Here is a 24,158-nt window from a genome sequence, read left to right as displayed (position 1 = left end):
ACGGCAAACGATCAACCGCTGGGGCGTACCGGCGATCCTGGAGCGGCAGTCCCACCCTCCACCGACCTGGGAGATTCCCTTGCGTGTTCGTCGTATGGTGACCAGCGCCCTCGGTTCCGCCGCCCTCGTCCTCACGTCCATGGGCGCGGTGACCACCACCGCGACCCCCGCGGCGGCCGACCCCTGCGGGTTCTACGAGACCGGCTCGGACGCCTTCTACAACCACTGCACGTCCGACGGTTCACAGGTCGTCATCAAGGTGGAGGTCGCCCTGGCGCCCGACTACGAGCGCTGTGTCGGCCCAGGCAAGTCCTGGCTGGGTTCCGCGAGCAAGATCACCGGCGCCCACTACGTCGGCCGCACCTGCTGACCAACGCTCTCCCGGCAGTGCTCCGTACCACCCGGCCGCGGGTGGTACGGAGCACTCCGTGTTTTCCCCGCTCACTCACGAACGCGCCTGAACTCCTTGTGCCACTTGACGAGTTGTTTCTCCGGATCCCCGGTGTACGACCACGGCGTACGCGTGGCACGTTCCCCCAGCATCCGCAGCAGTGACGCGGCGACATCCTGGAGTCCCGCGGAACAGGCCCCGTGGGCCAGGTAGTTGACGTCACGCAGCTCTCCCGGCTCCACCGCGCTCTCGGTCCGGCCCATGATCCAGCGCTGCCAGGTGCGCCGTACGTCGCCGGCCGCGCCGTCGTTGTTCCAGTGCTGGCCGAGGCCCATGGACGCCCGGCTGTCCTGCGCCGCGTCCAGGTGTTGCCGGTACTCCTCGACCCGCGCGTACTGCACCAGCACCGGCAGTGCGCAGCCGGGCGGCGCCACGCCCGCCGCGTCGCGGGCGAAGTCGTACATCAGGCCGTGGGAGCCGTGCCAGCGGGCCGAGTAGTAGTGCAGCACCTGGAGGTGGCCCTCCACGCTGTACTGGTCCCGTCCGTGCAACTCGTCCCACCAGCGCCCCAGTTCCTGTCGGCGCACCCCGGACGGGTACAGCCGCGCCACGGAGATCAGCGAGATCCACGGCGTGGGATCGTCGGGATACGCCTCCGCGGCCCGCAGACACGCCATGACCGCGCTGTCGACGCGGCGCCGGTCGATCGGCACGCCCCGGCCCGCGGCGATGGCCAGGCTGAACGCCCGGGCCGTCTCGGTCGCCGCGTACAGCACCAGCGCGTCGGCGCCGTGCGGCTCGGCCGCGAGCCAGGTCTCGGCGGTGGAACTGCTCGTGCAGGCCTGGGCGAGCAGCCGGACGCGATGGCCGCGGGCGAGCCAGTGGGGGCCGGTGGCGCGCAGGAGTTCGCGCAGTCCCTGCCAGCGGCCGATGACGATGTCGTGCCGGGTCGAGCTGAGGGCCGTGTCCCCGCAGTCGGGGTCGAAACGGGGAGCGAAGCGGTGTCGCGTCATCGGGGTCTCCCTCAGAAGTCGGTGGGCAGACCCTCGTGGACACGGAAGTGCGCGCCGACGCGGTCGTCGGGGAGGTAGTCCGACTCGACGGTCCGGGTGGCGTCGAGCTTCGCGGGCCGGTAGTAGTCGCTGCCCTGCCGCCAGTACCAGAGCATCGGGATCAGGCCGACGGCCAGTCCGCCGATGCCGATCGCGACCGCCGCGGTGCTCAGTCCGCTCAGCGACTCGACGAACACCCAGAACATGAACAGGGCGCCCAGCAACGGCCACAGCCCGCCGAAGACGAAGTTCGCCGCCGACTTCAGCAGCGTCTTGCGGTAGGCGACGACCACCGCGAAGCCGGCCAGCCCGTAGTACACGGCGATCTGCAGTCCGATCGCCGAGATGGCGTCGGAGAGGATGTCGCCGACCGTGCCCAGGGCGTTGGAGGCGATCAGCATGACCAGCGCCACCGTGCCGACGACCAGGATGGCCACCCAGGGCGTGTTCCAGCGGGGGTGGACCCGGCCGAGTGCGGACGGCATCGTACGGTCGCGGCCCATCGCGAACAGCGAGCGCGTGACCTGGATCAGCGTGGTCTCCAGCGTGGCGATGGTGGACAGCATCACCGCCACGATCAGCAGCTTGCCGCCCCAGCCCGGCCAGACCTCCTCACCGAGCACGGCCAGCACGTTGGCGTTGTTCTCCTCGATCTGCCGCGAGGAGAGGATCACGTTCACCGCGATGGTGAACGCCTCGAACAGCAGGAAGACGATGCCGATGCCGACGAGGCCGGCGAGTCCCGTCGTACGACGGCTGTTGCGGGTCTCCTCGCTCAGGTTGCTGGTGACGTCCCAGCCCCAGTAGTAGAACGCGGCGATGAGCGCGCCGGACGCGAAGCCCGCCATGCCGTCGAAGTGGCCGAAGCCGAGCCACGACCAGTCGAAGGCACGGGCGCCGTCGGTGTGGAAGAGGGCGAGGACCGCGAACGCGGCCAGAATGGCCAGCTCCACCCCGGACATGACGAGCTGTGCCCGGACGGTGAGCCGGGCCCCGCCGAGGACGACGCCCAGCATGGCCAGGAACCAGGCCGCGCCGACCACCGTGGACAGCGCGGTGTCGTCCGCGAGGTTCTCGTCGAAGAGGGCGAGCGTCATCGACCCGGCGGGCAGCGAACCCGCCACCATGAAGATGGTCGCCGAGATGACCAGAGCCCAGCCGCTGATGAACCCGAGAAAGGGATGGAGCGTACGTCCCACCCACGAGTAACTGGCGCCCGCGTTCACGTCGATCCGGCCGAGATAGCTGAACGCCAGCGCGATGCCGAGCATGGGGATCGCGCAGTACAGCAGGGCCGCGGGGCTCGCCAGGCCCACCGCGGAGACCAGGACCGCGGTGGTCGCGGCCAGCGAGTAGGCCGGGGCGCTGCCCGCGACGGCCATCACCACCGTGTCGAACGTACCGAGGGCATCGGCCTGCAGCCCTCTGCCCCTGAACTTGCTCATGGTTGCGCTGCTTTCCGTCGTGCACGACGCGAGGGCAGGCCCAGGCGGCGTAAAGGGGGTGGGGGGTGGCTGCGCCCCGGACGACGCAGGGATGGCCTCGGGTCAGGGGCGGTGACGAGAAGAAGGGGTGGCGGATACCGCGCAATCGCTGTGTAGACAGACGGTCACACCGTGTGTGCGTGTGATGATAGCGGCACTCGTTGACCTTTCAAGATTGACCCGGAAGTAACCTCCCCGGGCCCTCGAAGGCCCCACTCCCACAGCTGTTTTGAGGTTGGAGATCCCGTACCGGGAAACGCGGTTCAGGACACCCGAGACAGACGAGTGCGACGCGCGAGGAGGCGACGATGGACACGGAGCGGTCGAACCCCGAATCGATGGCGGACGACGCGTACCAGCCCACCGGAACCAACGAGGAGCAGGAGGACGCGGCCCCGCTCGACCTGCAGGACGCCGTCGACGAGCGGACGTACGACGAGACCCTCGCCGAGGGCTACTCGCCGCCCGAGAAGCCGCTCGGCGTCACCAAGCACGGCACCACCGCCGCCGAACAGCACGACGGGGAGACCCTCGACCAGCGTCTGGCCCAGGAGGTCCCCGACGCACCCGGGACCGCCGGTGACGGCATCGGCGACGCCCCCGACGGGGAGGGCGAACCGGTCGACCCCGAGGCGGGCACCACGCGCGCCGGCCGCCTCGTCGCCCCCGACGAGGGCGCTCACACCGACACCACGAAGGAGGTCGTCGCCTCCGACGTGGGCATCGATGCGGGAGCCGCCGGCGCGGAGGAGGCCGCCGTCCATGTCGTCGAGGACGACACGATCCTTCCCGACGGACCGCAGGACGAACTCGGAGACGTGCTTCCGGACGAAGAGCAGAGTTGAGTGGCCGCTCAGTCCCCGATCCGGTCGATGAGACGGAGCTTGTTGGTGGCGTCCAGGGCGGCGACCTTGTAGGACTCCGCGAGGGTCGGGTAGTTGAAGACGGCGTCGACCAGGTAGTCGACGGTGCCGCCGCAGCCCATCACGGACTGTCCGATGTGGATGAGCTCGGTGGCGCCGGTGCCGAAGCAGTGCACCCCGAGCAGGGTGCGGTCCTCGGGGGAGACCAGCAGCTTCAGCATGCCGTGCGAGTCGCCCATGATCTGACCGCGGGCCAGTTCCCGGTAGCGGGAGATGCCGACCTCGAACGGCACCCGGTCCTCGGTGAGTTGGTCCTCGGTCCGGCCCACGAAGCTGATCTCGGGGATGGTGTAGATGCCGATCGGCTGGAGGTTGTGCATCCGGGCGACGGGCTCCCCGCACGCGTGGTAGGCCGCGGCCCGGCCCTGCTCCATCGAGGTCGCCGCCAGCGCGGGGAACCCGATGACGTCACCGACGGCATAGATGTGCGGCACCTCGGTGCGGTAGTGCTCGTCCACCGTGATCCGGCCCCGCGGGTCCGCCGACAGCCCCGCCTTGTCGAGGTCCAGCTCGTCGGTGAGGCCCTGCCGGCCCGCCGAGTACATCACCGTGTCGGCCGGGATCTTCTTGCCGCTCTCCAGGATGGTGAGCGTGCCCCTCGGGTGGTGCTCGACGGCGGCCACCGTCTCCCCGAAACGGAACGTCACCGCCAGGTCCCGCAGGTGGTACTTGAGCGACTCGATCACCTCGACGTCGCACATGTCGAGCATCCCGGCACGCTTCTCGACGACGGTGACCTTGCTGCCGAGCGCCGCGAACATGGACGCGTACTCCATGCCGATGACACCGGCACCGACGATGACCATGGAGCGCGGCACCCGTTCCAGTGCGAACACGTTGTCCGAGTCCATGATCGTCCGCCCGTCGAACTCGACACTGTCCGGCCGCGCGGGCCGGGTGCCGGTGGCGATCACGAAGTGCTCGGCGTTGACCAGCCGTTCGTGGCCGGTGGCCTCGCGCAGGGCGACGGTGTGGGCGTCGACGAACCGGGCGGTGCCGGCGAAGAGGGAGATGTGGTTGCGGGACAGCTGATTGCGGATGACGTCCACCTCGCGGCTGACCACATGCTGGGTGCGGGCGGTCAGGTCGCCGACGGTGATGTCCTCCTTCAGGCGGTAGCTCTGGCCGTACAGATCGCGCTGGGTGAGACCGGTGAGGTACAGCACCGCCTCGCGCAGGGTCTTGGAGGGGATGGTGCCGGTGTGGATGGAGACCCCGCCGACCATGTCGGGGCGGTCGACGACGGCGACCCGGCGGCCCAGCTTGGCCGCGGCGATGGCGGCCTTCTGGCCGCCGGGACCTGATCCGATGACAAGCATGTCGAAGTCGGGCACGCTCCGGAGTGTGTCAGTCCCGGTGCCCGCCGCGTAAGGGCGAACGGTCAACTGCCCTGCCACGCGGGGGATCACGGAGGCGCGGGGGAACTCCTGGCAGACCGGCGGCAGTTGTGATCGCCGGAGTGGTGATCACGGCAGTGGTGATCACCGCGGGGCGGCCGACCGTACGACGACTCGCCCCCACGGGCGTCCGGTGCCGCGTGCCCGCTAGGGCAGCAGCTTGTCCAGCGCGGCCGGGCCCTCGGCCTCCAGCTTGCGCCGGGCCCATTCCAGGTTGCGCGGGGTGATGTCCTTGCCCGAGGCGAGGACCACGTCCTCGGGTGACACGTCCGTGCCGGTGCGGGCGTGGAGCAGGGCGTCCGGGGTGGCACGGTCCTCGGACGGCCCGGTCGCGTCGGGTTGTGACGTCGGCATGATGTCTGCTCCTCGGATCCGGATCGTTCCTCGGTCCCGGTTTCCCTCACCGGTCCCGATATCACCATTCATCGCCTGGACGCACCCTGCATCCCGAGGGACTGCCGACCCGTCCCGGAAGACCGGTCCGCCACCCCGCCCGGCCCGGGATGCCCGAACGATCACCAGGGCGTCCAATGGGGATATCGGGCGCCTCGACGGACGGGAAGACCAGGGCCATGCCACCTACGCACACCGGCGAAGAGGGAGGGGAAACCGCCGCTCCGGGGGTACTGCGGCGGCTCGGGGAGTGGTGCGCACGCCACTTCGTGATCGTCATCGTGGCCTGGCTCGTGGCCCTGGTGGCCCTGCAGGCTTTGAACCGTTCCCACGGCGGCACCTACTCCGACGACTTCTCCCTCCCCGGCGTGCAGTCCGAGCAGGGCCTCGACGTGCTGAAGCAGCACGACCCGGCGGCGGGCGGCTACGGCAGCCAGATCGTCCTGCACGACGGGCAGAAAGCCCTGACCTCGCTGAGCTCGCAGATGTCGACGACCGTCGGCGACCTGCAGAAGCTCCCGCACGTCCTCGCCGTCCAGAACCCGCTGTCCGGTTCGTCGTCGAGCGTCGGCCCGCTCTCCTCGGACGGGAAGACGGCGTACATCACCGTCCGGTTCGACGTCCAGCCCTCGACCCTCGGCGACGACTACCTGCACGGGGTCGACGACGCCGTGCAGCCGCTCCGCTCGGCCGGTGCGGACGTCGAGTACGGCGGACCGCTCGGCGAACTGGCCCGGCCCGCTGCCGACGACCGGGTGAGTGAACTGATCGGCTTCGCGGTGGCGATCGTCGTCCTGCTGGTCGGCTTCGGCAGCGTCCTCGCCGCTGGGCTGCCCCTGCTGACCGCGCTGATCAGCGTCATCGGCGGGCTGGCCTGCCTCGGCCTGCTGGCGGCGGCCTTCACCTTCGCCACCGTCTCACCGACCCTGGCCACGATGATCGGGCTCGGCGTCGGCATCGACTACGCCCTGTTCCTGATCACCCGTCACCGGCAGAACCTCATGGACGGCAAGGACCCCGTCCGCTCGGCGGGGCAGGCCGCCGCCACCAGCGGGCGCGCCGTCCTGGTCTCCGGCTGCACGGTGATCGTCGCCCTCGCCGGTCTGTCCGCGTCCGGGGTGTCCTTCATCGGCAAACTCGGGCTGGCCGCCGCCGTCACGGTCGTCTCGGCCGTCCTGGGCGCGCTGACCCTGGTGCCGGCGCTGCTCGGCCTGATCGGCACCCGCATCGACCGCTACCGGGTGCGTCGCCCCGTCGCCGAGGCCGAGGCCGCCGCCGCGGGCACCGTGTCCCAGGGCACCTGGCACCGCTACGCCCAACGGGTGGAGCGGCGGCCGTGGCGCTTCCTGGCGGCGGGCGTCACGGCCGTCGTGGTCCTCGCCATCCCGGTCCTGTCCCTCCAGCTCGGCCACATCGGCGACGGCGCCGATCCCACGTCCTTCACCGACCGGCGGGCCTACGACCTGATGACCGACGCCTTCGGTCCCGGCTCCAACGGCCCCCTCACCGTCGTCATCGACCAGACCGCCGTACCGTCGTCACAGCGCGACACCCTCAGCTCCACGGCACAGAAGGACCTCAACGCCGTCGCCGGGGCCGCCACGGTCACCCCGCTGACCGCCACCCAGGACGGCGACGTGCTCATCGCCACCGTCTACTCGAAGAAGTCCCCGCAGAGCGCCGACACCACCGACCTGACCAACCGTCTCGTCGACGACACCCTCCCCGACGCGGTCTCCGGCACGGACGCCAAGGGCTACGTCACCGGGACGACCGCGGCCCAGGTCGACTTCCGGGACATCGTCGCGAGCCGGCTGCCCCTCATCATCGGCGTCGTCGTCGCCCTCTCCTTCCTGATCATCCTCATCGTCTTCCGCGGTCTGCTCGTGGCGCTCAAGGCGGCCGTCCTCAACGTGCTGTCGATCACCGCCTCGTACGGTGTCGTCGTCGCCGTCTTCCAGTGGGGCTGGGGCGGGCCCGCGCTCGGTGTCTCCGGCAAGGTGCCCATCGAGAGCTACGTACCGATGATGATGTTCGCGATCATCTTCGGGCTCAGCATGGACTACGAGATCTTCCTGCTCTCCCGCGTCCACGAGGCATGGCTGCGCACCGGTGACGCCAAGGCCTCGGTCGCCCACGCGCTGGAGATCACCGCGCGGGTCATCTCCTGCGCCGCGCTGATCATGGTGAGTGTCTTCGCGGCCTTCATCGTCAGCGACAACATCGTGGTGAAGATGCTGGGGCTCGGCCTGGCGGTGAGCGTGCTCATCGACGCCACCGTCGTACGCCTGCTGATGGTCCCCGCGGTGCTGACCCTGCTGGGACGGCACGCCTGGTGGACACCCCGCCCGCTCGACCGGATCCTCCCGCACTTCGACACCGAGGGGGAGCACCAGGGGGCCCCGGGTGTCAGGGACGCTCCCGCGGACCGGGCGCCAGGACGAGCATCGTGACGTCGTCGTGGAGGGCCCTGCTGTAGCGGGTGAGGTCCGCCCACACACGCCCCGCCAGGGCGTCCGGGGCGTCCTCGGTGAAGCCCGTGAGCCGCTCGGTGAGTGGGTAGAAGACGCCGGCCGTGTCCCTGGCCTCACTGACCCCGTCGGAGGCGAGGAAGAGCCGGTCCCCGGGCCGCAGGGGCACCGTGCGGCCGACCGGGGGCACGGCGTCGGACAGCCCGAGACCGAGCGGGCTGCCGGCCGGGACCTCCAGCTCGACGACCCGCCCGCCCCGCAGCAGCAGGGGAGCGGGATGCCCGCACGCCACGATCCGCACCGCCCGCCCGTCCGCGGCGAACTCCAGCAGCACGGCCGTGGCGAACAGCTCCGAGTTCGCCACGTCGGCCGAGTCCAGCACCAGCCTGCGGTCCAGCCGGGCCGCCACCGACTCCGGGTCCGGCTGGTCGAGGACCGCCTCCCGGAACGCGCCCAGCAGCGAGGCGACCGTCGCGACGGCCGACAGCCCGTGCCCCTGCACGTCACCCATGACCGCCCGGACACCGAAAGGCCCGTCGCGCACGTCGAAGAAGTCACCGCCGACCAGCGTCCCGCGCTGCGCCGCCCGGTACAGCCCCGCACACCGCACGGGCCCCACGTTCGGCGGCAGCGGCGACATCACGGCGTGCTGCGCGGCCTGCGCCACGGCCCGCTCGGTGACCAGCTGGGCGTCCCGGCGGCTGCGCACGAACGACACGAACACGCTCAATGCCGCCACGAAGCAGACGGTGAGCAGATCGGTGCTGCCGGGATCGTTCAGGTGGAAGGCCGGGACGAACAGCACCGCCACCACCAGACCGCCGAGCACCGCCGTCGCCGCAGGCCCGTACGACAGGACGGCCAACGGCGGGATGGCGCCCAGCACGAACCCGATGTCGAGCGGCTCGGAGCTGACCAGCGTCGCCCCGCACACCGCCGCCAGCAGAGCGGCCGGCAGCACCCGCACCCAGCGCGGCGGAGGCGCGCCCCGCAGCCAGCCACGCCGGTCCCGGTCGGGGCGCGACCACCGGCCGCGCACTGTGCTCACACCCCTACGCTGCTCCCTCGGCCCCCGCACCGCATGCGGGGGCCGACGGATCCTCCTGGAACGGGTGAGGGTCGGCCGTTCTAATTCCGCCTTGAGGACCGCCCCATCGGTGTAGCGTGAGGCGCCACGCCCCGAGACCGACGGAAGGAGGCGAGTGCCGTGCAGTCCACAACCACCCAGCGCTCCCTCTCCGTTGCCCCGGCGTGCTTCGCCTGACCGGGAGCGCATCACGCAGTACGCATCCCGGAGGACACACCCATGACCGACATGGTCATCCGCGCGCTCGACGAGCGTGACACCCATCTCTTCGACGCCCTGCCCGACCCGCTCGGCGCACGCGAGGGACACCGGCACACCCGGCACCGCCCCGACTGGAAGCGGATCGCCCTGCGCGACGGCGAAGTCGTGGCTCGCGGCGCCTGGTGGGGCGGCCCCGACGACACCGAACCCGTCAACGTCAACTGGTTCGACGTGGCCGAGGGCGAGGAGGAGGCCGGCGCCGAACTCCTGCGCACCGCACCCTGGCAGGTCGAACTCGAACTGAACCTGCCCGGCGGCTGGCGCGAGGACCCCGCCCTGCGGGCCGCCGCCGAAACCCGCTTCACCGCCGCCCGCAAGGCCGGATACGAGCTCCTGGTGGAACGCTTCCTGTACCGCTGGACACCGGAGTGCGGCCTGCCCGAACGGCCCGGCCGTCTGGTCTTCGGCCCTGAACCGGACGACGAGGTCTTCCTCGACGCCCTGCGCCGCATCCACTCCGCCACCCTGGACGCGCACTCCCTGCTGGCCATCGAGGAGGGCGGAGTCGAGCAGGCGGCCCAGGAGGAACTCGACTTCTTCCACTGGTGCCCGTCGCCGCGGGAGTGGTGGCAGGTCGCCCACACCCCGCAGGGAGACCCGGTCGGCATCCACATCCCGGCGCACAACCCGGCGGGCCCCTGCATCGGCTTCATCGGGGTCCTGCCGGAGCAGCGAGGACGGGGCTACGCCTACGACCTGCTGGCGGAGTGCACCCACTTCCTGGTCGAGCAGGGCGCGGAGTTCGTCTCGGCCGCCACGGACCAGGGCAACTTCCCGATGGCCGCCAACTTCGCCAAGGCGGGCTTCCCCGTGGTGCGGGAGCGCATCAACTTCCAGGCTCCGCGCATCGGCTGAGGTGATCGAGGCCTCCCGGCACCGGCAGGCGGTCTTGGCCGTCTGTCAGTGCCGGGTGGCATGCTGATCGTCGGGTGGACCGGCGGTTGGGCGACGGAGGCGCGGTGGGGTTCGACGGTGAGGTCTGGCGGGTGCACAGCGGCGACGAGGCGGTCGGGGAGATCCTGATCGACGACGCCGACTTTCCGTGGCTCGAGGGCCGGTTCACGGCCGGTCCGGCCTACGGCGCGGTCCAGGAGCTGTTCGCCCGCGAACTCGCCCTGGCCAAACGGGACGACGAGGACCACTGGAAGGAATGGGAGACGGTCCACGACGAGATCCGGCGCCGTGTGTCGCTGTCCTCGCCGGACGGCCCGGTGCCCGAGTTCCTGCTGCACATCGAGGGCGAGCGGGCCTGGTTCCGGTGGAGCGACGAGCCGTTCGCCGACGAGGAGTGAGCGCGGGCACCTTGCGGCTGTGGGTCAACCGGCGTCCAGCATGCCTTCGGCCGCCGCGAGGATCTCGGTGACCCGCAGTCCGAAGCGGGCGTCGCAGGGGTGCGGGCGGCCGGTGCGGGCGGCGTCGAGCAGGGCGTCCGCGGCCCGGGAGAAGGCGGTGAGGACCTCCTCGGAGCTCTCCGGAAGGAGCGTCACCCCCGTCTCGCCCCTCAGCTCCACGGTGACTCCCGCCGCCGCGGGCGGTGCCGTGAGGCTCAGCGTCAGCGTGCTCGACGCGCCGCCCGCGTGGTCGAGGACCAGGTGCACGGTGTCGCGCGGCCCGTGCGCGGCCGCCGCCACTCGCCGCACGTCGCCGAGTACCGGCAGCAGTACGGACAGCGCATGCGGGCCCACGTCCCACAGGGCGCCCTTCTCCTGCCGCCACGGCGAATCGGCGAAGGGGCTGTCATCGGTGAACACCGAGCCCAGCCACTCGGCCCGCCCGGTGAACCAGCTCTGTGCGCCCGCCTGTTCGGCGATCCACGTCTCGGGCTCGGACTGGAAGCGCGCGGTGAAGAAGACGACCGAGGCGACACCGGACGCCTCGACGGCCTCGACGACGGCCCGCCCGTCCTCGACGGTCGCGGCAAGGGGCTTGTCCAGCAGCAGATGGCACCCCGCCCGCGCCGCCCGCACCGCGAGCGGCGCCTGCACGGCCGGGGGCAGGGCCACGGCCACCGCGTCCACGTCGGCGAACAGCGCGTCGACATCGTCGTAGGCACGCGTGCCGTACAGGTCGGCCAATTCCTTGGCCGCCTCCGGACGACGGCCCCACACTCCGGCGAAGTCCAGTCCCTCGTGTCCGCCGAGGGCGGGGGCGTGGGCCATCCGGGCCCAGGGACCGGTGCCGAGCAGTCCGATGCGCATGCCGTCGCCTCTCCATGCCGTACGACCTCGTCACGACCGTGCCGGAGGTCCGACCGGTCGGGGTGAGCGTGTCACACGGGCCCGTCGGACGCGCAAGCCCCCCAAGGCCCTTGCCCCGCCGGTGGGATGCGGCGGGTCACGAGACCGGTGACATTGCCGGTCCCCGTTCCGGGGTCGCCCGCCGACAGTGGCACGGCCAGCAGTCGGCGGCGCCCGCCGGTGCGGCACCCGCGGGTGCCGTGCCCAGGCCGGGCCGCCCGCCACGACCGAGAGGACGACTCGTCGTGCACCAGCACCCGCAGCACAGCGCCCCCGCCCGGGCATCCCGCCCGTCCCCGCACCGCGCCGACCGCCCGAGGGCCCGTCGGTTCACCGGAGTCCTGGCGGCGATCGCCGCGACCGTGGGGCTCGGCACCCTCGCCGTCCCCGGCGCCCAGGCGGCGGACAACCCGTACGAGCGCGGCCCGGCACCCACCAACGCCTCCATCGAGGCGTCGCGCGGCCCCTACGCGGTCTCCGAGACGACCGTCTCGCGCCTCGCCGTCAGCGAGTTCGGCGGCGGCACGATCTACTACCCGACGAGCACCAGCGACGGAACGTTCGGCGCCGTGGTCGTCTCGCCCGGCTACACCGGCACCCAGTCCTCCATCGCCTGGCTGGGCCCGCGCCTGGCCTCCCAGGGCTTCGTGGTCTTCACCATCGACACCCTCAGCACCCTCGACCAGCCTGACTCGCGCGGCCGTCAGCTGCTCGCCGCCCTCGACCACCTCACCGAACGCAGCTCGGTGCGGGGCCGCATCGACGGCAGCCGGCTCGGCGTCATGGGCCACTCGATGGGCGGCGGCGGCAGCCTGGAGGCCGCGAAGTCCCGGCCCGCCCTGCAGGCGGCGATCCCCCTGACGCCCTGGAACCTCGACAAGTCCTGGCCCGAGATCAGCACGCCCACGCTGATCGTCGGCGCGGACGGCGACAGCGTCGCATCGGTCGCGAGCCACGCCGAACCCTTCTACGAGAGCCTGCCCGCGTCCCTCGACCGCGCCTACCTGGAGCTGAACAACGCCAACCACTTCGCGCCGAACTCCTCGAACACGACGATCGCCAAGTACAGCGTTTCCTGGCTCAAGCGGTTCATCGACAACGACACCCGCTACGAGCAGTTCCTGTGCCCCCTGCCCCGGCCCAGCCTGACGATCGAGGAGTACCGCGGCAACTGCCCGCACGGCTCCTGACGGCGCCGGTGGCGTTGTGCCGGTGCCCGGGTCCCGGCCGGGGACGCTGGGCACCGGCACAAGCCGTCTCCCCGTTCGGACCTGCGGCTTCCGCCTCTCATTACGGCTGAGTAACGTCGCGGGAATGACCGGACAGAGGACCGTGCCGACGACGGACGGGCCGAACCGGGCGGAGCGGTGCACCGTCGCGGCCGAGCAGGCGCTGCTGGCCGGGCGCCCGCACCGGGCGCTCGGGTTCCTCGCCGCGGCCGGCGGCGCCGCGGCACCGCCCGCACTGCGCGGCCGCGCCGAACTGGTGCGGGGACTGGCGCAGCTGCGCGACGGCCCCGTCGGTGACGCCCACGCCTCCCTCCTGCTCGCCGCGGCCCTGCTCGCCGCCGACGCCCCCGAGAAGTCCGCCCGCGCCGCTCTCGCCGCCGCGAACGCCGCGTGGGCCGCGGGCGACCGGGCGGCCTGCCTCAAGGTCCTCGCGTGCGAGGCCTTCGGCAGCGACACCACAGCGGCTCTTTCGTCGGCGGGCGCGGGGGAGCCCCAGTTACGCGAGCCGTACGACCCGGTGCGGGACCATGCCCTCGGCATGCGCGCCGTACTGGAGGCACGCTTCGACGAGGCGGGCCCGCCGCTGCGACGCGTGGTGGAGCACGCCCGCACCGGTGAGAAGCCGGAAGGGCTGCTGCGGTCGGCGGCCGCGGCACTCCTGCTCGGTGACCCGGCCGCGGCCCGCCGGGCCGGCGCCCGGGCCCTGGCCGCCGCCCGCAACCGGGGCGCGGTGGCGCTCGTACCGCAGGCCCTGGAGTACCTGGCCTACGCCGAACTGCGCGCGGGACGGCACGCGCAGGCCCGCACGCACGCCGGGCAGGGGCTGCGCGCCGCGCTCCGGGCCGGACAGCGCAACACCGCGGCCCACCACCATGCCGTGCTCGCCCTGGCCGCGTCGATCGAAGGGGACACGACCGCGGTCGCCGGGCATGTCACGGCCGCGCTGGCGACCGCCCGTCGGCACGGCCTGGCCCAGGCGGCCACCCTGGCGCAGTGGGCGGCGGCCCGCGCCGATCTCGGACGTGGCCGCCCCCTCGACGCCGCCGACCGGCTCGGCCCGCTGGTCCACCCCGGCCCCCGGCGCGGGCACTTCGCGGTGTGGATGCTCGCCGTGCCCTGCTACGTGGAGGCCGCGGTGCTCGCCGGATGCCCCGACGACACCCGCACGGTCGTCGAGGAGTTCGCCCTGTGGGCCGCCTTCGGCGCCGATCCGCACGCCCCCGCCCAGCTGGCCCGCTGCCGCGCCCTGCTCGCCGCCCCGGACGAGGCCGACGCCCTCCACCGCCGGGCGCTGGCCCTGCACGACGAGGCGGGCGGTGACTTCGAGCGGGCCCGGACCGAGCTCCTGTACGGGAAGTGGCTGCGCCGACGGCGCCGGCTGCGCGAGGCGCGGGACCGGCTCGGGGCCGCCCTCGTCGGGTTCGACCGCTGCGGTGCCCGGGTGTGGGCGCAGCAGGCCGGCGCGGAGCTGCGGGCGAACGGGACCGCCTCCTGCCCCACCGGGACGGACGCCCTGTCCCGCCTGACACCGCAGCAGCTGCGCATCGCACGCCACGTGGCCGAGGGCGCCACCAACCGGGAGGTGGCGCAGCGCCTCGCGGTGAGCACCCGCACGGTCGACTACCACCTGCGCAACGTCTTCGCCGTCCTCGGCCTGCGTTCCCGGGTCGAACTGGCGCGCATGGTCGAACAGACGGAACCGACCGGTGCACGACCCTAGGGACCGACCGGACGGTATGCCATCCTTCGGGGCAGGACGCCTCGGGTGGCAGGCGCCGCGAGAAGGGCCGTGGACCGGCAAGTGGTCCGCCGCGGGCGCGCTGCCGCGCCGCCGAACGTGGGGGAGGACCGTGATGCACCACGCCGTACGGCCACGACCAGCGCACCGCCCCGGACCGGTGCCCGCCCCGCAGCCGCGCACCCGGCGCGTGCGGTCGTTGATCGACGCCGACGCGCTGCACGTCCTTCATCGCGCCGCCCGCGTGCTGCTGGACGACCTGCCCGACCTGACCGACCGGCTGCTGGCCGTCCTGCAGGAGCAGGAACCGGCCTACCGGGCCGCGGTGGAGAGCGACCCCGTCGGGACCTGGCAGGAGGTGCAGCGGTCGCTGCGGCACAGCGTGACCTCGCTCATCGACCCCCGCAGCGCCCGGGACGCGGCCCGCCGCTGCTCGTGGAAGATCGGCGCCACCCGCGCCGAACAGGGGCTGCCGCTGGACGCCCTGCTGCACGCGTTCCGCCTCGGCGGGTCGCTGGTGTGGCAGGGGCTGGTCGAGGAGACCTCCAGGACCGCTCCCGAGGACGTACGCCTCCTCGTCCACGTGGCGTCCGACGTCTGGAACTTCGTCGACGAGCACTGCACCCTCGTCGCGGACGCCTACCGGCAGGTCGAGCGGCAGCTGACCTGGCGCCGCGAGAACCGGGTGCGGCTGCTGGCCACCGCCCTGCTCGAGGGCACCAGCCGCATCGCCGACCTGCCCGAGACCGCCCAGGTGCTGGACCTGCCCGAACACGGGCGGTACGCCGTCGTCGCGGTCGCAGGCGAGGACCCCGCCGGATGTGCCGCCGCCCGGGCCGCGGCGGTGCCCGACGGCCTGCGCGTCCACTGGCACACCGGCGTGGAGGTGGACTACGGAATCGTCCTGGTCGGCACCACCGAACCGCCGGAGCCGGCGCCCCGGCCGGACGGCCCCGGCGCGGGGATCAGGATCGGCGTCGGCGGCGCCGTCGAAGGGCTGGCCGGCATCGGCGACGCCCGCAGGCAGGCCGACACCGCGCTCCGCATCTGTCCCGCGGGCGGCGGCGCGGTCCGGCTGACCGACCACCTCCCCGCCGCCCTCGTCGTCTCCAGCCCGGAGCTCGGCAGGGCCCTGGCCGACCGGGTGCTCGGCCCGCTGCTGAGCCTGGAGCCGGGGGACCGGGACGTCCTGCTGGAGACCCTGGCCACCTGGCTGGCCTGCGACGGCTCCGCACAGCGGGCCGGCGAGCGGCTCTACTGCCACCGCAACACCGTGCTGAACCGGCTGCGCCGCTGCGAGCACCTGACCGGACGCTCGCTGGCCCGCCCCACGGACGTGGTGGAGATCAGCCTGGCCCTCACCGCGCGCAGGCTGCTGCGCGACTGAGGACACCCGCCGTCCCCGTACCTCCTGGGCATCCGCACAGGCTCACCGGGCGGGCACTGGGACGGCGCCCCGACCGCGCTCCAAGTCCTGTACCGGCGGCCGACGCGCGTGCTGTCGTGAGCTCCCCTTACCCCGCAGCCCGTGCCGCCCGGCACGGATCCGAGGAGCCGCGATGCCCGCAAGCCCACCGGACGAGGAACGCGCCGCCCTGCACGTCGAGGATCTCGACGTCGCCTACGGCCGGGCCCTGTCCGCACTCCGCTCCGTGTCACTGACCGTCCCGCACGGCGGCGTCGTCACCCTGCTCGGCGCCAACGGCGCCGGCAAGACGACCCTGCTGCGCGCGGTGTCGGGCACCCTGCGGCTGCACCGCGGGGCGATCACGGGCGGCCGGATCCGCTACGGCGACACCGCCCTCGACGGCCGGGACCCCGTCGCCGCGGTCCGCGCCGGAGTCGTCCAGGTGCCCGAGGGCCGACGCGTGTTCGCCGGGCTCACCGTCGACGAGAACCTGCGCAGCGGCGGCCTCGGCCTCGGCCGGCGCAGCCCGGCACTGGTGCGCGAGGGCCGCGAGAGGGTGTTCACCCTCTTCCCCCGGCTCGCCGAACGCCCCCACCAGGCCGCCGGTCTGCTGTCCGGGGGAGAACAGCAGATGCTGGCCATCGGCCGTGCCCTGATGGCGGCCCCCCGACTGCTCCTGCTCGACGAGCCCTCGCTGGGCCTCGCTCCCCTGATGGTGGCCCGGATCGCCGAGGTCGTCCGCGAGATCAACGCCCAGGGCACGGCCGTCCTGCTCGTCGAACAGAACGCCGGCATGGCGCTCGCGCTCGCGGACCACGCGCACGTCCTGGAGGTGGGGGAGATCCGGCTGTCCGGACCCGCCGACGAACTCGCCCGCACCGACGCGGTGCGGCGCCTCTACCTCGGCGAGGAGACCGGCACCGACCACCCGTCCGACGCCGGCCAGGGGGTCGCGTGAGCACCTCCGCACCACGTCCGCAGGCCACCGAGCCCCCCGAGCTGCGGGTACAGGAGGTCACCGTGCGCTTCGCCGGGCTCACCGCGCTCGACGACGTGTCCTTCACCGTCTCCCCGGGGTCGGTGCACGCGCTCATCGGACCCAACGGCGCCGGCAAGTCCACCTGCTTCAACGTCCTGTCGGGTCTGTGCCGGCCCGCCTCCGGCACCGTCCGGCTCGGCGACGCGGAACTGACCCGGCTCGCCCCGCACCGCATCGCCGCCCTGGGCGTGGCCCGCACGTTCCAGAACATCGTCACCACGGAGGGAACCGTCGCCGACAACCTCATGCTCGGCCGGCACGTGCACTCCCGCGCCGGCTTCACGGCCAGCGCCCTGCGCCTGCCGCGAGCCGTACGCGAACAGCGCGAGCACCTCGCCAAGGCCCGAGAGATCGCCGAACTCACCGGACTGGAACGGCACTTCGACACACCGGTCGCGCTGCTGTCGTACGGCGACCGCAAGCGGGTGGAGTTCGCCCGCGCCCTGTGTCTGGAACCGAGCGTGCTGCTGCTCGACGAACCCGTGGCCGGGATGAACGCCGCCGAACGCGCCCGTACCGCCGAGACCGTCCGGGACGTCCGCGCCGAACTCGGCCTGTCCGTCGTCCTCGTGGAACACGACATGGGCCTGGTCATGCGCCTCGCCGACGAGGTCACCGTCCTCGACTTCGGCCGCCGCATCGCCCACGGAACACCCGACGAGGTCCGCGGCGACCCCGAGGTGCTGCGCGCCTACCTCGGCACCGAGACCCCGCAGGAGGACGTGGCATGACCGGCCTCCTCGACAACCTCCTCAGCGGCCTCGCCCTCGGCTCGGTCTACGCCCTCGTGGCTCTCGGCTTCGTCGTCATCTTCAAGGCGTCCGGCGTACTGAACTTCGCCCACGGCTCCCTGCTCCTGCTCGGCGGCTACCTCATCGCGGTCCTGCACGACGACCTCGGCTTCGCCGGTGCCCTGGCCCTGGCCGTGGTGGTGACGGCGGCCGTGGCCGGAGCGCTCGACCGCTTCCTGCTGCAGCGCGGCGAGCCGGATCCGCACGCCGCCCACGTGCAGACCATCGTGACCATCGGCATCGACATCATCCTGGTCACCGACCTGTCCCGGCGCATCGGCGGCGACCTGCTGTCCCTGGGAGACCCCTGGGGCGACTCGGTGCACGACCTCGGGCCGGTGACCGTCGCCGACAGCAGGCTGGCCGCGATCGTCGTGTCCGCCGTGGTCATCGGCGCGGTCTTCGCCCTCTTCCGGTACACCGCCTGGGGGCTGTCCCTGCGGGCGGCGGCCGAGGACCTGGAGGCCGCCTCCCTCATGGGCGTACGGCTGGTGCGGGTACGCACCCTCGCCTGGTGCCTGGCGGGCGCCCTGGCCGCCCTGGCCGCCGTCTTCCTCGTCGCCTTCCCGGCGCCCGGACTGGAACGCACCACCGGCCAGATCGCCCTCAAGGCCTTCCCGGCCGCGATCCTCGGCGGGATGACCTCACCCGGCGGTGCCCTCGCCGGCAGCGTGCTGATCGGCCTGACCGAGGCCTTCGTCGTGGGATACCAGTCCGAACTGCACGTCCTCGGCGAGGGGTTCGGCGACGTCGCCCCGTACGCCGTGATGGTGCTGGTGCTCCTCGTACGGCCCACCGGACTGTTCGGCGCGAGGGGAGCGGCACGTGTCTGAGCCCACGGCCCGCACCCGGGCGCTGCACTGGGGACGGAGAGTCCTTCCCCTAGTCCTCCTGTGCGTCCTGCCCTTCTACCTGGACGCCTTCTGGCTGCGCATCGGCCTGTTCTCCCTGGCGGCCGCCATCGGCGCCGTCGGCCTCGGCCTGCTGACCGGCACCGCGGGACAGCTCTCCCTCGGCCACGCCTTCTTCCTCGCCGTGGGCGCGTACGGATACGTGTGGCTGGCCGGCGAGCCCGGACCGGGACTGCCGCCCGTGCTCGCCCTCGTCCTGGCGGTGCTCCTCGCCGGAGCGGCGGGCGGACTGTTCAGTCCCGTCGCCGGCCGGGTGCGCGGCATCTACCTGGGCGTCGCCACGCTCGCGCTCGTCTTCCTCGGTCACCACGTCCTGCTGACCGCGGACTCCGTCACCGGCGGATTCAACGGCCGCTCGGTCCCCCCGCTGCCGGGCTTCACCGACAGCGATCCCCAACTGGTGCTGCTGGGCGTGCCGTTCGGATCCGCGGAACGGCTGTGGTACCTCGGCCTGGCACTGTTCGCCCTCACCTGGTTCACGGCACGCGGCCTGCTGCGCGGACGCCCCGGCCGTGCCCTGACGGCGCTGCGCGACAGCGAGACCGCGGCCGCGGTGATGGGCGTGCACGTGGCCCGGTACCGCTCGACGGCCTTCGTCGTGTCCTCGATGTACGCGGGCCTGGCCGGGGTGCTGCTGGCCCTCGCCTTCCGCCGGGTCGTGCCCGACTACTTCGCCCTCGCGCTCTCGGTCGACTACCTCGCGATGATCGTCATCGGCGGTCTCGGCTCCGTGGCCGGAGCCACCGCGGGAGCCGTCTTCGTCACCGCGCTGCCGCTGCTCATGACCCGCTACGCCGACCAACTGCCGCTGGTCGCGGCACCGGGGGCGGCGGACGGCGTCGTCGGCCCGACCGAGGCGGCCCGCTACCTCTACGGCGCGGCGATCGTCCTGGTCCTGCTGTACACACCCGACGGACTGCGTGGCCTGACCCGGCGCCTGCGCACCCGACGCCGCCCCGACCGTCCACCCGCCACCGCGACCTCCTCCCGGGAATCCACCCCAGCCGTACGAGCCAAGGAGCACACCCCGTGAACGTCAAGCACCACAGGAACCGCCTCACCGGGATCGCCACCGCCGCAGCCGTGGCCCTGCTCATGGCGGGCTGCAGCTCCAAGGCCGGCGACCAGAGCACCGGCGACGGCGCCGACGGCGTGAAGACGGGCCCCGGCGTCACCGACAGCACCCTCAGGCTGGGCGCGCTGACCGACCTGACCGGCCCCTACGCCACCCTCGGCAAGAGCATCGTGCAGGCCCAGAAAATGTGGGCCGACGAGACCAACGCCAAGGACGGCATCTGCGGCCGGAAGGTCGAGATCGTCGTCAAGGACCACGGCTACGACGTGCAGAAGGCCGTCGCCGCGTACGCCGACATCGCCGCGGACGTGGTGGCGCTGCCCCAGGTCATCGGGTCGCCCGTGGTCGCCGCGCTCCTCGACGACATCGAGCGCGACCAACTGCTGACCTTCCCGCAGGCCTGGGCGGCCTCCCTGCTCGGCAAGGACTCCGTGCAGGTCCTGGGCACCACCTACGACGTGGACATGATCGCCGCCGTCGACTTCCTCACCCGCACCAAGGGGCTGGGCAAGGGCGACACGATCGGCCATGTGTACTTCGAGGGCGACTACGGGACCAACGCGCTCGAAGGCTCCCGCTGGGCCGCGGGGCGCGCGGGGATGAAGGTCGTCGACCAGAAGATCAAGGCGACCGACACGGACCTGTCCGCGCAGGTGTCCGCGCTGCGCAAGGCGGGCGTGAAGGCGGTGCTGATCAGTGCGGGGCCGGCCCAGACGGCCTCCCTGACCGGCGTGGCGGCCTCCCGCGGGCTGCGCGTGCCGATCGTCAGCAGCGCCCCGGGCTTCGCACCCCAGCTCATGAAGACGCCCGCGGCGGCCGCGCTGGAAGGCATGCTGCACGTCGTGAGTGCGGCCCCGGCCGTCAGCTCCGACCTGCCCGCGGTACGCAGCATGGTCGCCGACTACCAGAAGAAGTACCCCGGCTCCCCGGTCGACTCCGGCGTGCTGTCCGGGTACAACGCCGCCCAACTCCTGGGCGCCGACCTGAAGAAGGCCTGTGAGGGGGGCAGCCTGGCCCGGGAGGACGTGGTCAAGGCGCACCGCTCACAGAAGAACGCCGACACCGGCCTCGGCTCACCGCAGGACTTCTCGGACGTGGCCCGGCCCGCGAGCCTGGCCACCTACGTGCTGCGGCCCGACCCGAAGGCGGTCGGCGGGCTGGTGGGCGTGGAGGACGCGCACAGCGCCCCCGGAGTCGAGGAGTACCTGACGTCGAGCGGCTCCTGACCTACCGACAGCTGCCGCACTTCGCGTAGCTCCTGACCGAGAACGGATTCAGCGCCCCGGCTGCTGAATCCGTTCTCGTTCTTCTATTGGACCTTCGGGGCCCGGTCCGGCGACGCTGGAGGGCGTCCGGCGCCGCCGCGCACCCCGGTCCACAGGCGCGTCGGACGGCTCAGTACCGCGCGACAGCCGAAAGAGGTCACGAACCCATGGACACTCGCCGCATCGGTGACGTCGACGTCAGCGCCATCGGCCTGGGCGCCATGCCCATGTCGATCGAGGGACGCCCGGACGAGGCCCGCTCCCTCGCCACGATCCACGCCGCCCTCGACGCCGGCATCACCCTGATCGACACCGCGGACGCCTACCACCTGCACGCCGACGACGTCGGACACAACGAGACCCTGATCGCCAAGGCCCTCGCCTCCCACGACCGGGGCCGGGACGTCCTGGTCGCCACCAAGGGCGGCCATCTGCGCCCCGGGGACGGGAGCTGGACGCTCGACGGCAGCCCCCGGCACCTCAAGGAGGCCTGCGAGGCCTCCCTGCGCCGGCTCGGCGTGGAGGCCATCGGGCTCTACCAGTTCCACCGCCCCGACCCGAGGGTGCCGTACGCGGAGTCCGTCGGCGCGATCCGGGACCTCCTCGACGAGGGGAAGATCCGCATGGCGGGTATCTCCAACGCCGACCCCGAACAGATCACACTGGCCAACGAGATCCTCGGCGGCCGACTGGTCGCCGTGCAGAACCAGTTCTCCCCGGCCTTCCGCTCCAGCGAGCCGGAACTGCGTCGCTGCGACGAACTCGGCATCGCCTTCCTGCCCTGGAGCCCGCTCGGCGGCATCTCCCGCGCGGGCGAGCTGGGCTCCGCCCACGCCGCCTTCGCAACGATCGCCGAGGCGCGCGGGGTGAGCCCGCAGCGGGTGTGCCTGGCCTGGATGCTCGCCAAGTCGCCGGTCGTCGTACCGATCCCGGGCGCGAGCCGCCCCGAGACGATCCGCGACTCGGCAGCCGCCGTGGACCTCGTCCTCACCGCGGACGAACTCGCGGAACTCGACGCCGCCTGAGACCGGGTGGGGGCGCGGACTGGCATCCGCGAACGTCCGGTCTCTAGGATGGACTCCCTGTCCTGCCAGGCCAGTTGGCGTGGCACGAAGCTGGGGGAACGATGGAGACCGGTAACAAGCTGTCCACGTCGATCGACGCGACGGTACCCACGGCCGCGCGCATGTACGACCACTACCTGGGCGGTAAGGACAACTACGCGGCCGACCGGGCGGCGTGCGAGGAACTCGACAAGGTCGTGCCCAGCACGCGCCGGCTGGCCGTGAACAACAGGCGTTTCCTCCAGCGCGTGGTCAAGACGCTGGCGGCGGAGCACGGCATCCGGCAGTACCTGGACCACGGCTCAGGCCTGCCCACCCAGGACAACGTCCACCAGGTCGCCCAGCGCATCGACCCGGACACCCACGTGGTCTACGTCGACAACGACCCCATGGTGCTGGTGCACGGCCGCGCCCTGCTGGAGCAGGACGAGCGCACCGCCGTCATCCACGCCGACATGCGGGAGACGGACGCGATCTTCTCGCACCCCGAGACGCAGCGGCTGATCGACTTCGACCAGCCGGTCGCCGTGCTCTTCAACTCGGTGATGCACTGCATCCCCGACAGCGAGACGGACGGCCCCCTGGCCGTGGCCCGCCGCGTGGCGGAACGACTGGTGCCCGGCAGCTACATGGTGATGTGCCAGCTGGTCAGCGAGGACCCCGAGGTCCGTAAGTTCGTCACCGACTTCATGGACCAGGCGACCCAGGGCCACTGGGGCCGGGTGCGTGAGGAGAAGGACGTCGCCGAGTGGTTCGAGGGCCTGGACATCCTCGACCCCGGTTTGGTCGAGGTCTCCACCTGGCGCCCGGACTCCGAGGTCGCACCCCGTCAGCTCACCCACGAGTGGATCGAGTTCGGCGGCGTGGGCCGCATTCGCTGATCCCCGGCAGAGCGCGAGAACGCCCCTCACGAGACATCCCCGTGAGGGGCGTTGCCATGCGGTGCCCGGGCTCAGGCGCCGTAGCGTCGCTCCATCGTCTCGCGCAGCAGCTCCAGTGAGGCCCGCGGTTCGAGCGCCTCGTCGGCCAGCCGGTCCAGCGCCAACCGGTACTCCTCGGTCTCGTCCTGGTCCTCGAGGAAGTTGGCGCTCTTGATGTGCTCGAGGTAGACGACGTCGGGCAGATCCAGGCCGCCGAAGCGGAGATAGGTGATCGGGATGGACGGCGCCGAGGCGTTGGTGACGTCCAACGGCACGATCTGCACGGTCACATTGGAGCGCCGGGACATCTCGACGAGGTGTTCGAGCTGCGCCCGCATCACGTCCTTGCTGCCCATGACCCGCAGCAGAGCCGACTCGTCGATGATCGCCCACAGCTGCGGGGCGTCCGCGCGCAGCAGCAACTCCGCCCGCCGGGTCCGCAGCTCCACGCGCCGCCTGACCTCGGCGGAGGCCGCGGCGGGCAGACCGCGCTCGACCACCGCCCGCGTGTAGTCCGGGGTCTGCAACAGGCCGGGAACGTACTGGATCTCGAACGTACGGATCGCCGCGGCCGCCTCCTGGAGGCCGACCAGCCGGTCGAACCACTCGGGCATCAACCGCTTGTCGTAGCGCTGCCACCAGCCGGGCTCACCGGCACGCTGCAGCAACTTCAGCAGCACCGAGGCCTCGTACTCATCGGTGTCGTACAACTCCAGCAGTGCGCGGACGTCGCCCTCGGCCGGCGGCCGGCGGCCCTTGCCCGACTCGATGCGGGACAGCTTCGCGGCGCTGAACCCGAGGCGCCGCGCCGTCTGCTCCTGAGCAAGCCCGGCGTCCTCGCGGAAACCGGCCAACTGCACGCCGACCAGCATCTTCAGCAGGGTCGGGGCCGGCTCGGGCCGGTCCAGATACGGCTGCAGTCGGGAGATGCGCTGCGAATCGGCGGACATCCAGACTCCCAGTGAACCGGCATAGAGACGACTTACATTATCGCACTCCATCGTCTCGCAGCGCATCCGTCC

General features: G+C 72.3%; 21 protein-coding genes and 1 pseudogene. 15 read left to right on the top strand and 7 right to left on the bottom strand.

The window, feature by feature from the left end; translation table 11 throughout:
- Window positions 1-94 precede the first annotated feature (94 nt).
- The gene (locus OG252_RS06490) at window positions 95-370 is read left to right on the top strand and encodes a DUF6355 family natural product biosynthesis protein (protein WP_373464571.1); all 276 of its coding nucleotides are present in this window, start codon (window positions 95-97) and stop codon (window positions 368-370) included.
- 71 nt (window positions 371-441) lie between these two features.
- Here the strand turns inward: OG252_RS06490 and OG252_RS06485 are convergent, their stop codons facing one another.
- Together OG252_RS06485 and OG252_RS06480 are read right to left on the bottom strand one after the other, a co-directional pair.
- Complete coding sequence (locus OG252_RS06485; protein ID WP_329334395.1) at window positions 442-1,404, bottom strand: hypothetical protein; 963 nt, start codon at window positions 1,402-1,404, stop codon at window positions 442-444.
- 11 nt (window positions 1,405-1,415) lie between these two features.
- Window positions 1,416-2,888: an APC family permease gene (locus OG252_RS06480; protein WP_329334393.1), complete on the bottom strand. Its 1,473-nt coding sequence runs from the start codon at window positions 2,886-2,888 to the stop codon at window positions 1,416-1,418.
- Between the two features lie 347 nt (window positions 2,889-3,235).
- Between OG252_RS06480 and OG252_RS06475 the strand changes: the two genes are divergently transcribed.
- Complete coding sequence (locus OG252_RS06475; RefSeq protein ID WP_329334391.1) at window positions 3,236-3,772, top strand: DUF5709 domain-containing protein; 537 nt, start codon at window positions 3,236-3,238, stop codon at window positions 3,770-3,772.
- Window positions 3,773-3,780: 8 nt separating this feature from the next.
- On the opposite strand, the gene sthA is transcribed toward OG252_RS06475, so the two are convergent.
- Both sthA and OG252_RS06465 read right to left on the bottom strand, forming a co-directional pair.
- Window positions 3,781-5,184: a Si-specific NAD(P)(+) transhydrogenase gene (gene sthA / locus OG252_RS06470; RefSeq protein ID WP_329334389.1), complete on the bottom strand. Its 1,404-nt coding sequence runs from the start codon at window positions 5,182-5,184 to the stop codon at window positions 3,781-3,783.
- A gap of 210 nt (window positions 5,185-5,394) precedes the next feature.
- Window positions 5,395-5,601, bottom strand: coding sequence for a hypothetical protein (locus tag OG252_RS06465; RefSeq protein ID WP_266451378.1), 207 nt, complete (start codon window positions 5,599-5,601; stop codon window positions 5,395-5,397).
- A gap of 218 nt (window positions 5,602-5,819) precedes the next feature.
- On the opposite strand from OG252_RS06465, the gene OG252_RS06460 reads away from it, so the two are divergent.
- On the top strand, window positions 5,820-8,093 hold the full coding sequence (locus tag OG252_RS06460; RefSeq protein ID WP_266451379.1) for an MMPL family transporter: 2,274 nt from the start codon (window positions 5,820-5,822) through the stop codon (window positions 8,091-8,093).
- On the opposite strand, the gene OG252_RS06455 is transcribed toward OG252_RS06460, so the two are convergent.
- A complete protein-coding gene (locus tag OG252_RS06455; RefSeq protein WP_329334387.1) occupies window positions 8,050-9,159 on the bottom strand; it encodes a PP2C family protein-serine/threonine phosphatase in 1,110 nt (369 codons plus the stop codon). The genes OG252_RS06460 and OG252_RS06455 overlap by 44 nt on opposite strands.
- A gap of 258 nt (window positions 9,160-9,417) precedes the next feature.
- Between OG252_RS06455 and OG252_RS06450 the strand changes: the two genes are divergently transcribed.
- Together OG252_RS06450 and OG252_RS06445 are read left to right on the top strand one after the other, a co-directional pair.
- Window positions 9,418-10,314 (top strand): GNAT family N-acetyltransferase, encoded by an 897-nt coding sequence (locus OG252_RS06450; RefSeq protein ID WP_329334386.1) that lies wholly within the window; start codon window positions 9,418-9,420, stop codon window positions 10,312-10,314.
- A 104-nt stretch (window positions 10,315-10,418) separates the two neighbouring features.
- Complete coding sequence (locus OG252_RS06445; protein WP_266451382.1) at window positions 10,419-10,751, top strand: hypothetical protein; 333 nt, start codon at window positions 10,419-10,421, stop codon at window positions 10,749-10,751.
- 24 nt (window positions 10,752-10,775) lie between these two features.
- Here OG252_RS06445 and OG252_RS06440 read toward each other — a convergent pair whose 3' ends face one another.
- Window positions 10,776-11,657, bottom strand: coding sequence for a Gfo/Idh/MocA family protein (locus OG252_RS06440; RefSeq protein WP_266451383.1), 882 nt, complete (start codon window positions 11,655-11,657; stop codon window positions 10,776-10,778).
- 284 nt (window positions 11,658-11,941) lie between these two features.
- Here OG252_RS06440 and bdeA point away from each other — a divergent pair, with 284 nt between their 5' ends.
- The 10 genes and pseudogenes from bdeA (at window position 11,942) to OG252_RS06390 (ending at window position 23,097) form a co-directional block, all read left to right on the top strand.
- Window positions 11,942-12,886, top strand: a complete 945-nt coding sequence (bdeA, locus tag OG252_RS06435) for a bis(hydroxyethyl) terephthalate hydrolase (RefSeq protein WP_266451384.1) — start codon at window positions 11,942-11,944, stop codon at window positions 12,884-12,886.
- 157 nt (window positions 12,887-13,043) lie between these two features.
- A pseudogene (locus OG252_RS06430) lies at window positions 13,044-14,645 on the top strand (response regulator transcription factor); the annotation flags it as partial.
- Window positions 14,646-14,778: 133 nt separating this feature from the next.
- Window positions 14,779-16,050 (top strand): PucR family transcriptional regulator, encoded by a 1,272-nt coding sequence (locus OG252_RS06425; protein ID WP_329334384.1) that lies wholly within the window; start codon window positions 14,779-14,781, stop codon window positions 16,048-16,050.
- A gap of 172 nt (window positions 16,051-16,222) precedes the next feature.
- A complete protein-coding gene (locus OG252_RS06420) occupies window positions 16,223-17,029 on the top strand; it encodes an ABC transporter ATP-binding protein (RefSeq protein ID WP_266451386.1) in 807 nt (268 codons plus the stop codon).
- A complete protein-coding gene (locus OG252_RS06415; RefSeq protein ID WP_266451387.1) occupies window positions 17,026-17,841 on the top strand; it encodes an ABC transporter ATP-binding protein in 816 nt (271 codons plus the stop codon). The genes OG252_RS06420 and OG252_RS06415 overlap by 4 nt, the downstream gene beginning before the upstream one ends.
- On the top strand, window positions 17,838-18,734 hold the full coding sequence (locus OG252_RS06410; protein ID WP_266451388.1) for a branched-chain amino acid ABC transporter permease: 897 nt from the start codon (window positions 17,838-17,840) through the stop codon (window positions 18,732-18,734). Before OG252_RS06415 ends, OG252_RS06410 begins: the two co-directional genes overlap by 4 nt.
- Window positions 18,727-19,845: a branched-chain amino acid ABC transporter permease gene (locus tag OG252_RS06405; protein WP_266451389.1), complete on the top strand. Its 1,119-nt coding sequence runs from the start codon at window positions 18,727-18,729 to the stop codon at window positions 19,843-19,845. The genes OG252_RS06410 and OG252_RS06405 overlap by 8 nt, the downstream gene beginning before the upstream one ends.
- On the top strand, window positions 19,842-21,113 hold the full coding sequence (locus tag OG252_RS06400; RefSeq protein ID WP_329334380.1) for an ABC transporter substrate-binding protein: 1,272 nt from the start codon (window positions 19,842-19,844) through the stop codon (window positions 21,111-21,113). The genes OG252_RS06405 and OG252_RS06400 overlap by 4 nt, the downstream gene beginning before the upstream one ends.
- A gap of 206 nt (window positions 21,114-21,319) precedes the next feature.
- Window positions 21,320-22,177, top strand: coding sequence for an aldo/keto reductase (locus OG252_RS06395; protein ID WP_329334378.1), 858 nt, complete (start codon window positions 21,320-21,322; stop codon window positions 22,175-22,177).
- A 101-nt stretch (window positions 22,178-22,278) separates the two neighbouring features.
- Window positions 22,279-23,097, top strand: a complete 819-nt coding sequence (locus OG252_RS06390; protein ID WP_266451392.1) for an SAM-dependent methyltransferase — start codon at window positions 22,279-22,281, stop codon at window positions 23,095-23,097.
- 71 nt (window positions 23,098-23,168) lie between these two features.
- Here OG252_RS06390 and OG252_RS06385 read toward each other — a convergent pair whose 3' ends face one another.
- A complete protein-coding gene (locus OG252_RS06385; RefSeq protein WP_329334376.1) occupies window positions 23,169-24,086 on the bottom strand; it encodes a helix-turn-helix domain-containing protein in 918 nt (305 codons plus the stop codon).
- Between the last annotated feature and the right edge of the window lie 72 nt (window positions 24,087-24,158).

Source organism: Streptomyces sp. NBC_01352 (genome assembly GCF_036237295.1).
Classification (GTDB): domain Bacteria; phylum Actinomycetota; class Actinomycetes; order Streptomycetales; family Streptomycetaceae; genus Streptomyces; species Streptomyces plumbiresistens.
This window is presented reverse-complemented; position numbering and strand designations above follow the sequence as displayed.

What these genes read in the sequence shown, in the direction of transcription:
- OG252_RS06490 (WP_373464571.1), top strand. Translation starts at nt 95, where the DNA reads ATGGTGACCAGCGCCCTCGGTTCCGCCGCCCTCGTCCTCACGTCCATG.
- OG252_RS06485 (WP_329334395.1), bottom strand. Translation starts at nt 1,404, where the DNA reads ATGACGCGACACCGCTTCGCTCCCCGTTTCGACCCCGACTGCGGGGAC.
- OG252_RS06480 (WP_329334393.1), bottom strand. Translation starts at nt 2,888, where the DNA reads ATGAGCAAGTTCAGGGGCAGAGGGCTGCAGGCCGATGCCCTCGGTACG.
- OG252_RS06475 (WP_329334391.1), top strand. Translation starts at nt 3,236, where the DNA reads ATGGACACGGAGCGGTCGAACCCCGAATCGATGGCGGACGACGCGTAC.
- OG252_RS06465 (WP_266451378.1), bottom strand. Translation starts at nt 5,601, where the DNA reads ATGCCGACGTCACAACCCGACGCGACCGGGCCGTCCGAGGACCGTGCC.
- OG252_RS06460 (WP_266451379.1), top strand. Translation starts at nt 5,820, where the DNA reads ATGCCACCTACGCACACCGGCGAAGAGGGAGGGGAAACCGCCGCTCCG.
- OG252_RS06450 (WP_329334386.1), top strand. Translation starts at nt 9,418, where the DNA reads ATGACCGACATGGTCATCCGCGCGCTCGACGAGCGTGACACCCATCTC.
- OG252_RS06440 (WP_266451383.1), bottom strand. Translation starts at nt 11,657, where the DNA reads ATGCGCATCGGACTGCTCGGCACCGGTCCCTGGGCCCGGATGGCCCAC.
- OG252_RS06425 (WP_329334384.1), top strand. Translation starts at nt 14,779, where the DNA reads ATGCACCACGCCGTACGGCCACGACCAGCGCACCGCCCCGGACCGGTG.
- OG252_RS06420 (WP_266451386.1), top strand. Translation starts at nt 16,223, where the DNA reads ATGCCCGCAAGCCCACCGGACGAGGAACGCGCCGCCCTGCACGTCGAG.
- OG252_RS06410 (WP_266451388.1), top strand. Translation starts at nt 17,838, where the DNA reads ATGACCGGCCTCCTCGACAACCTCCTCAGCGGCCTCGCCCTCGGCTCG.
- OG252_RS06395 (WP_329334378.1), top strand. Translation starts at nt 21,320, where the DNA reads ATGGACACTCGCCGCATCGGTGACGTCGACGTCAGCGCCATCGGCCTG.
- OG252_RS06390 (WP_266451392.1), top strand. Translation starts at nt 22,279, where the DNA reads ATGGAGACCGGTAACAAGCTGTCCACGTCGATCGACGCGACGGTACCC.
- OG252_RS06385 (WP_329334376.1), bottom strand. Translation starts at nt 24,086, where the DNA reads ATGTCCGCCGATTCGCAGCGCATCTCCCGACTGCAGCCGTATCTGGAC.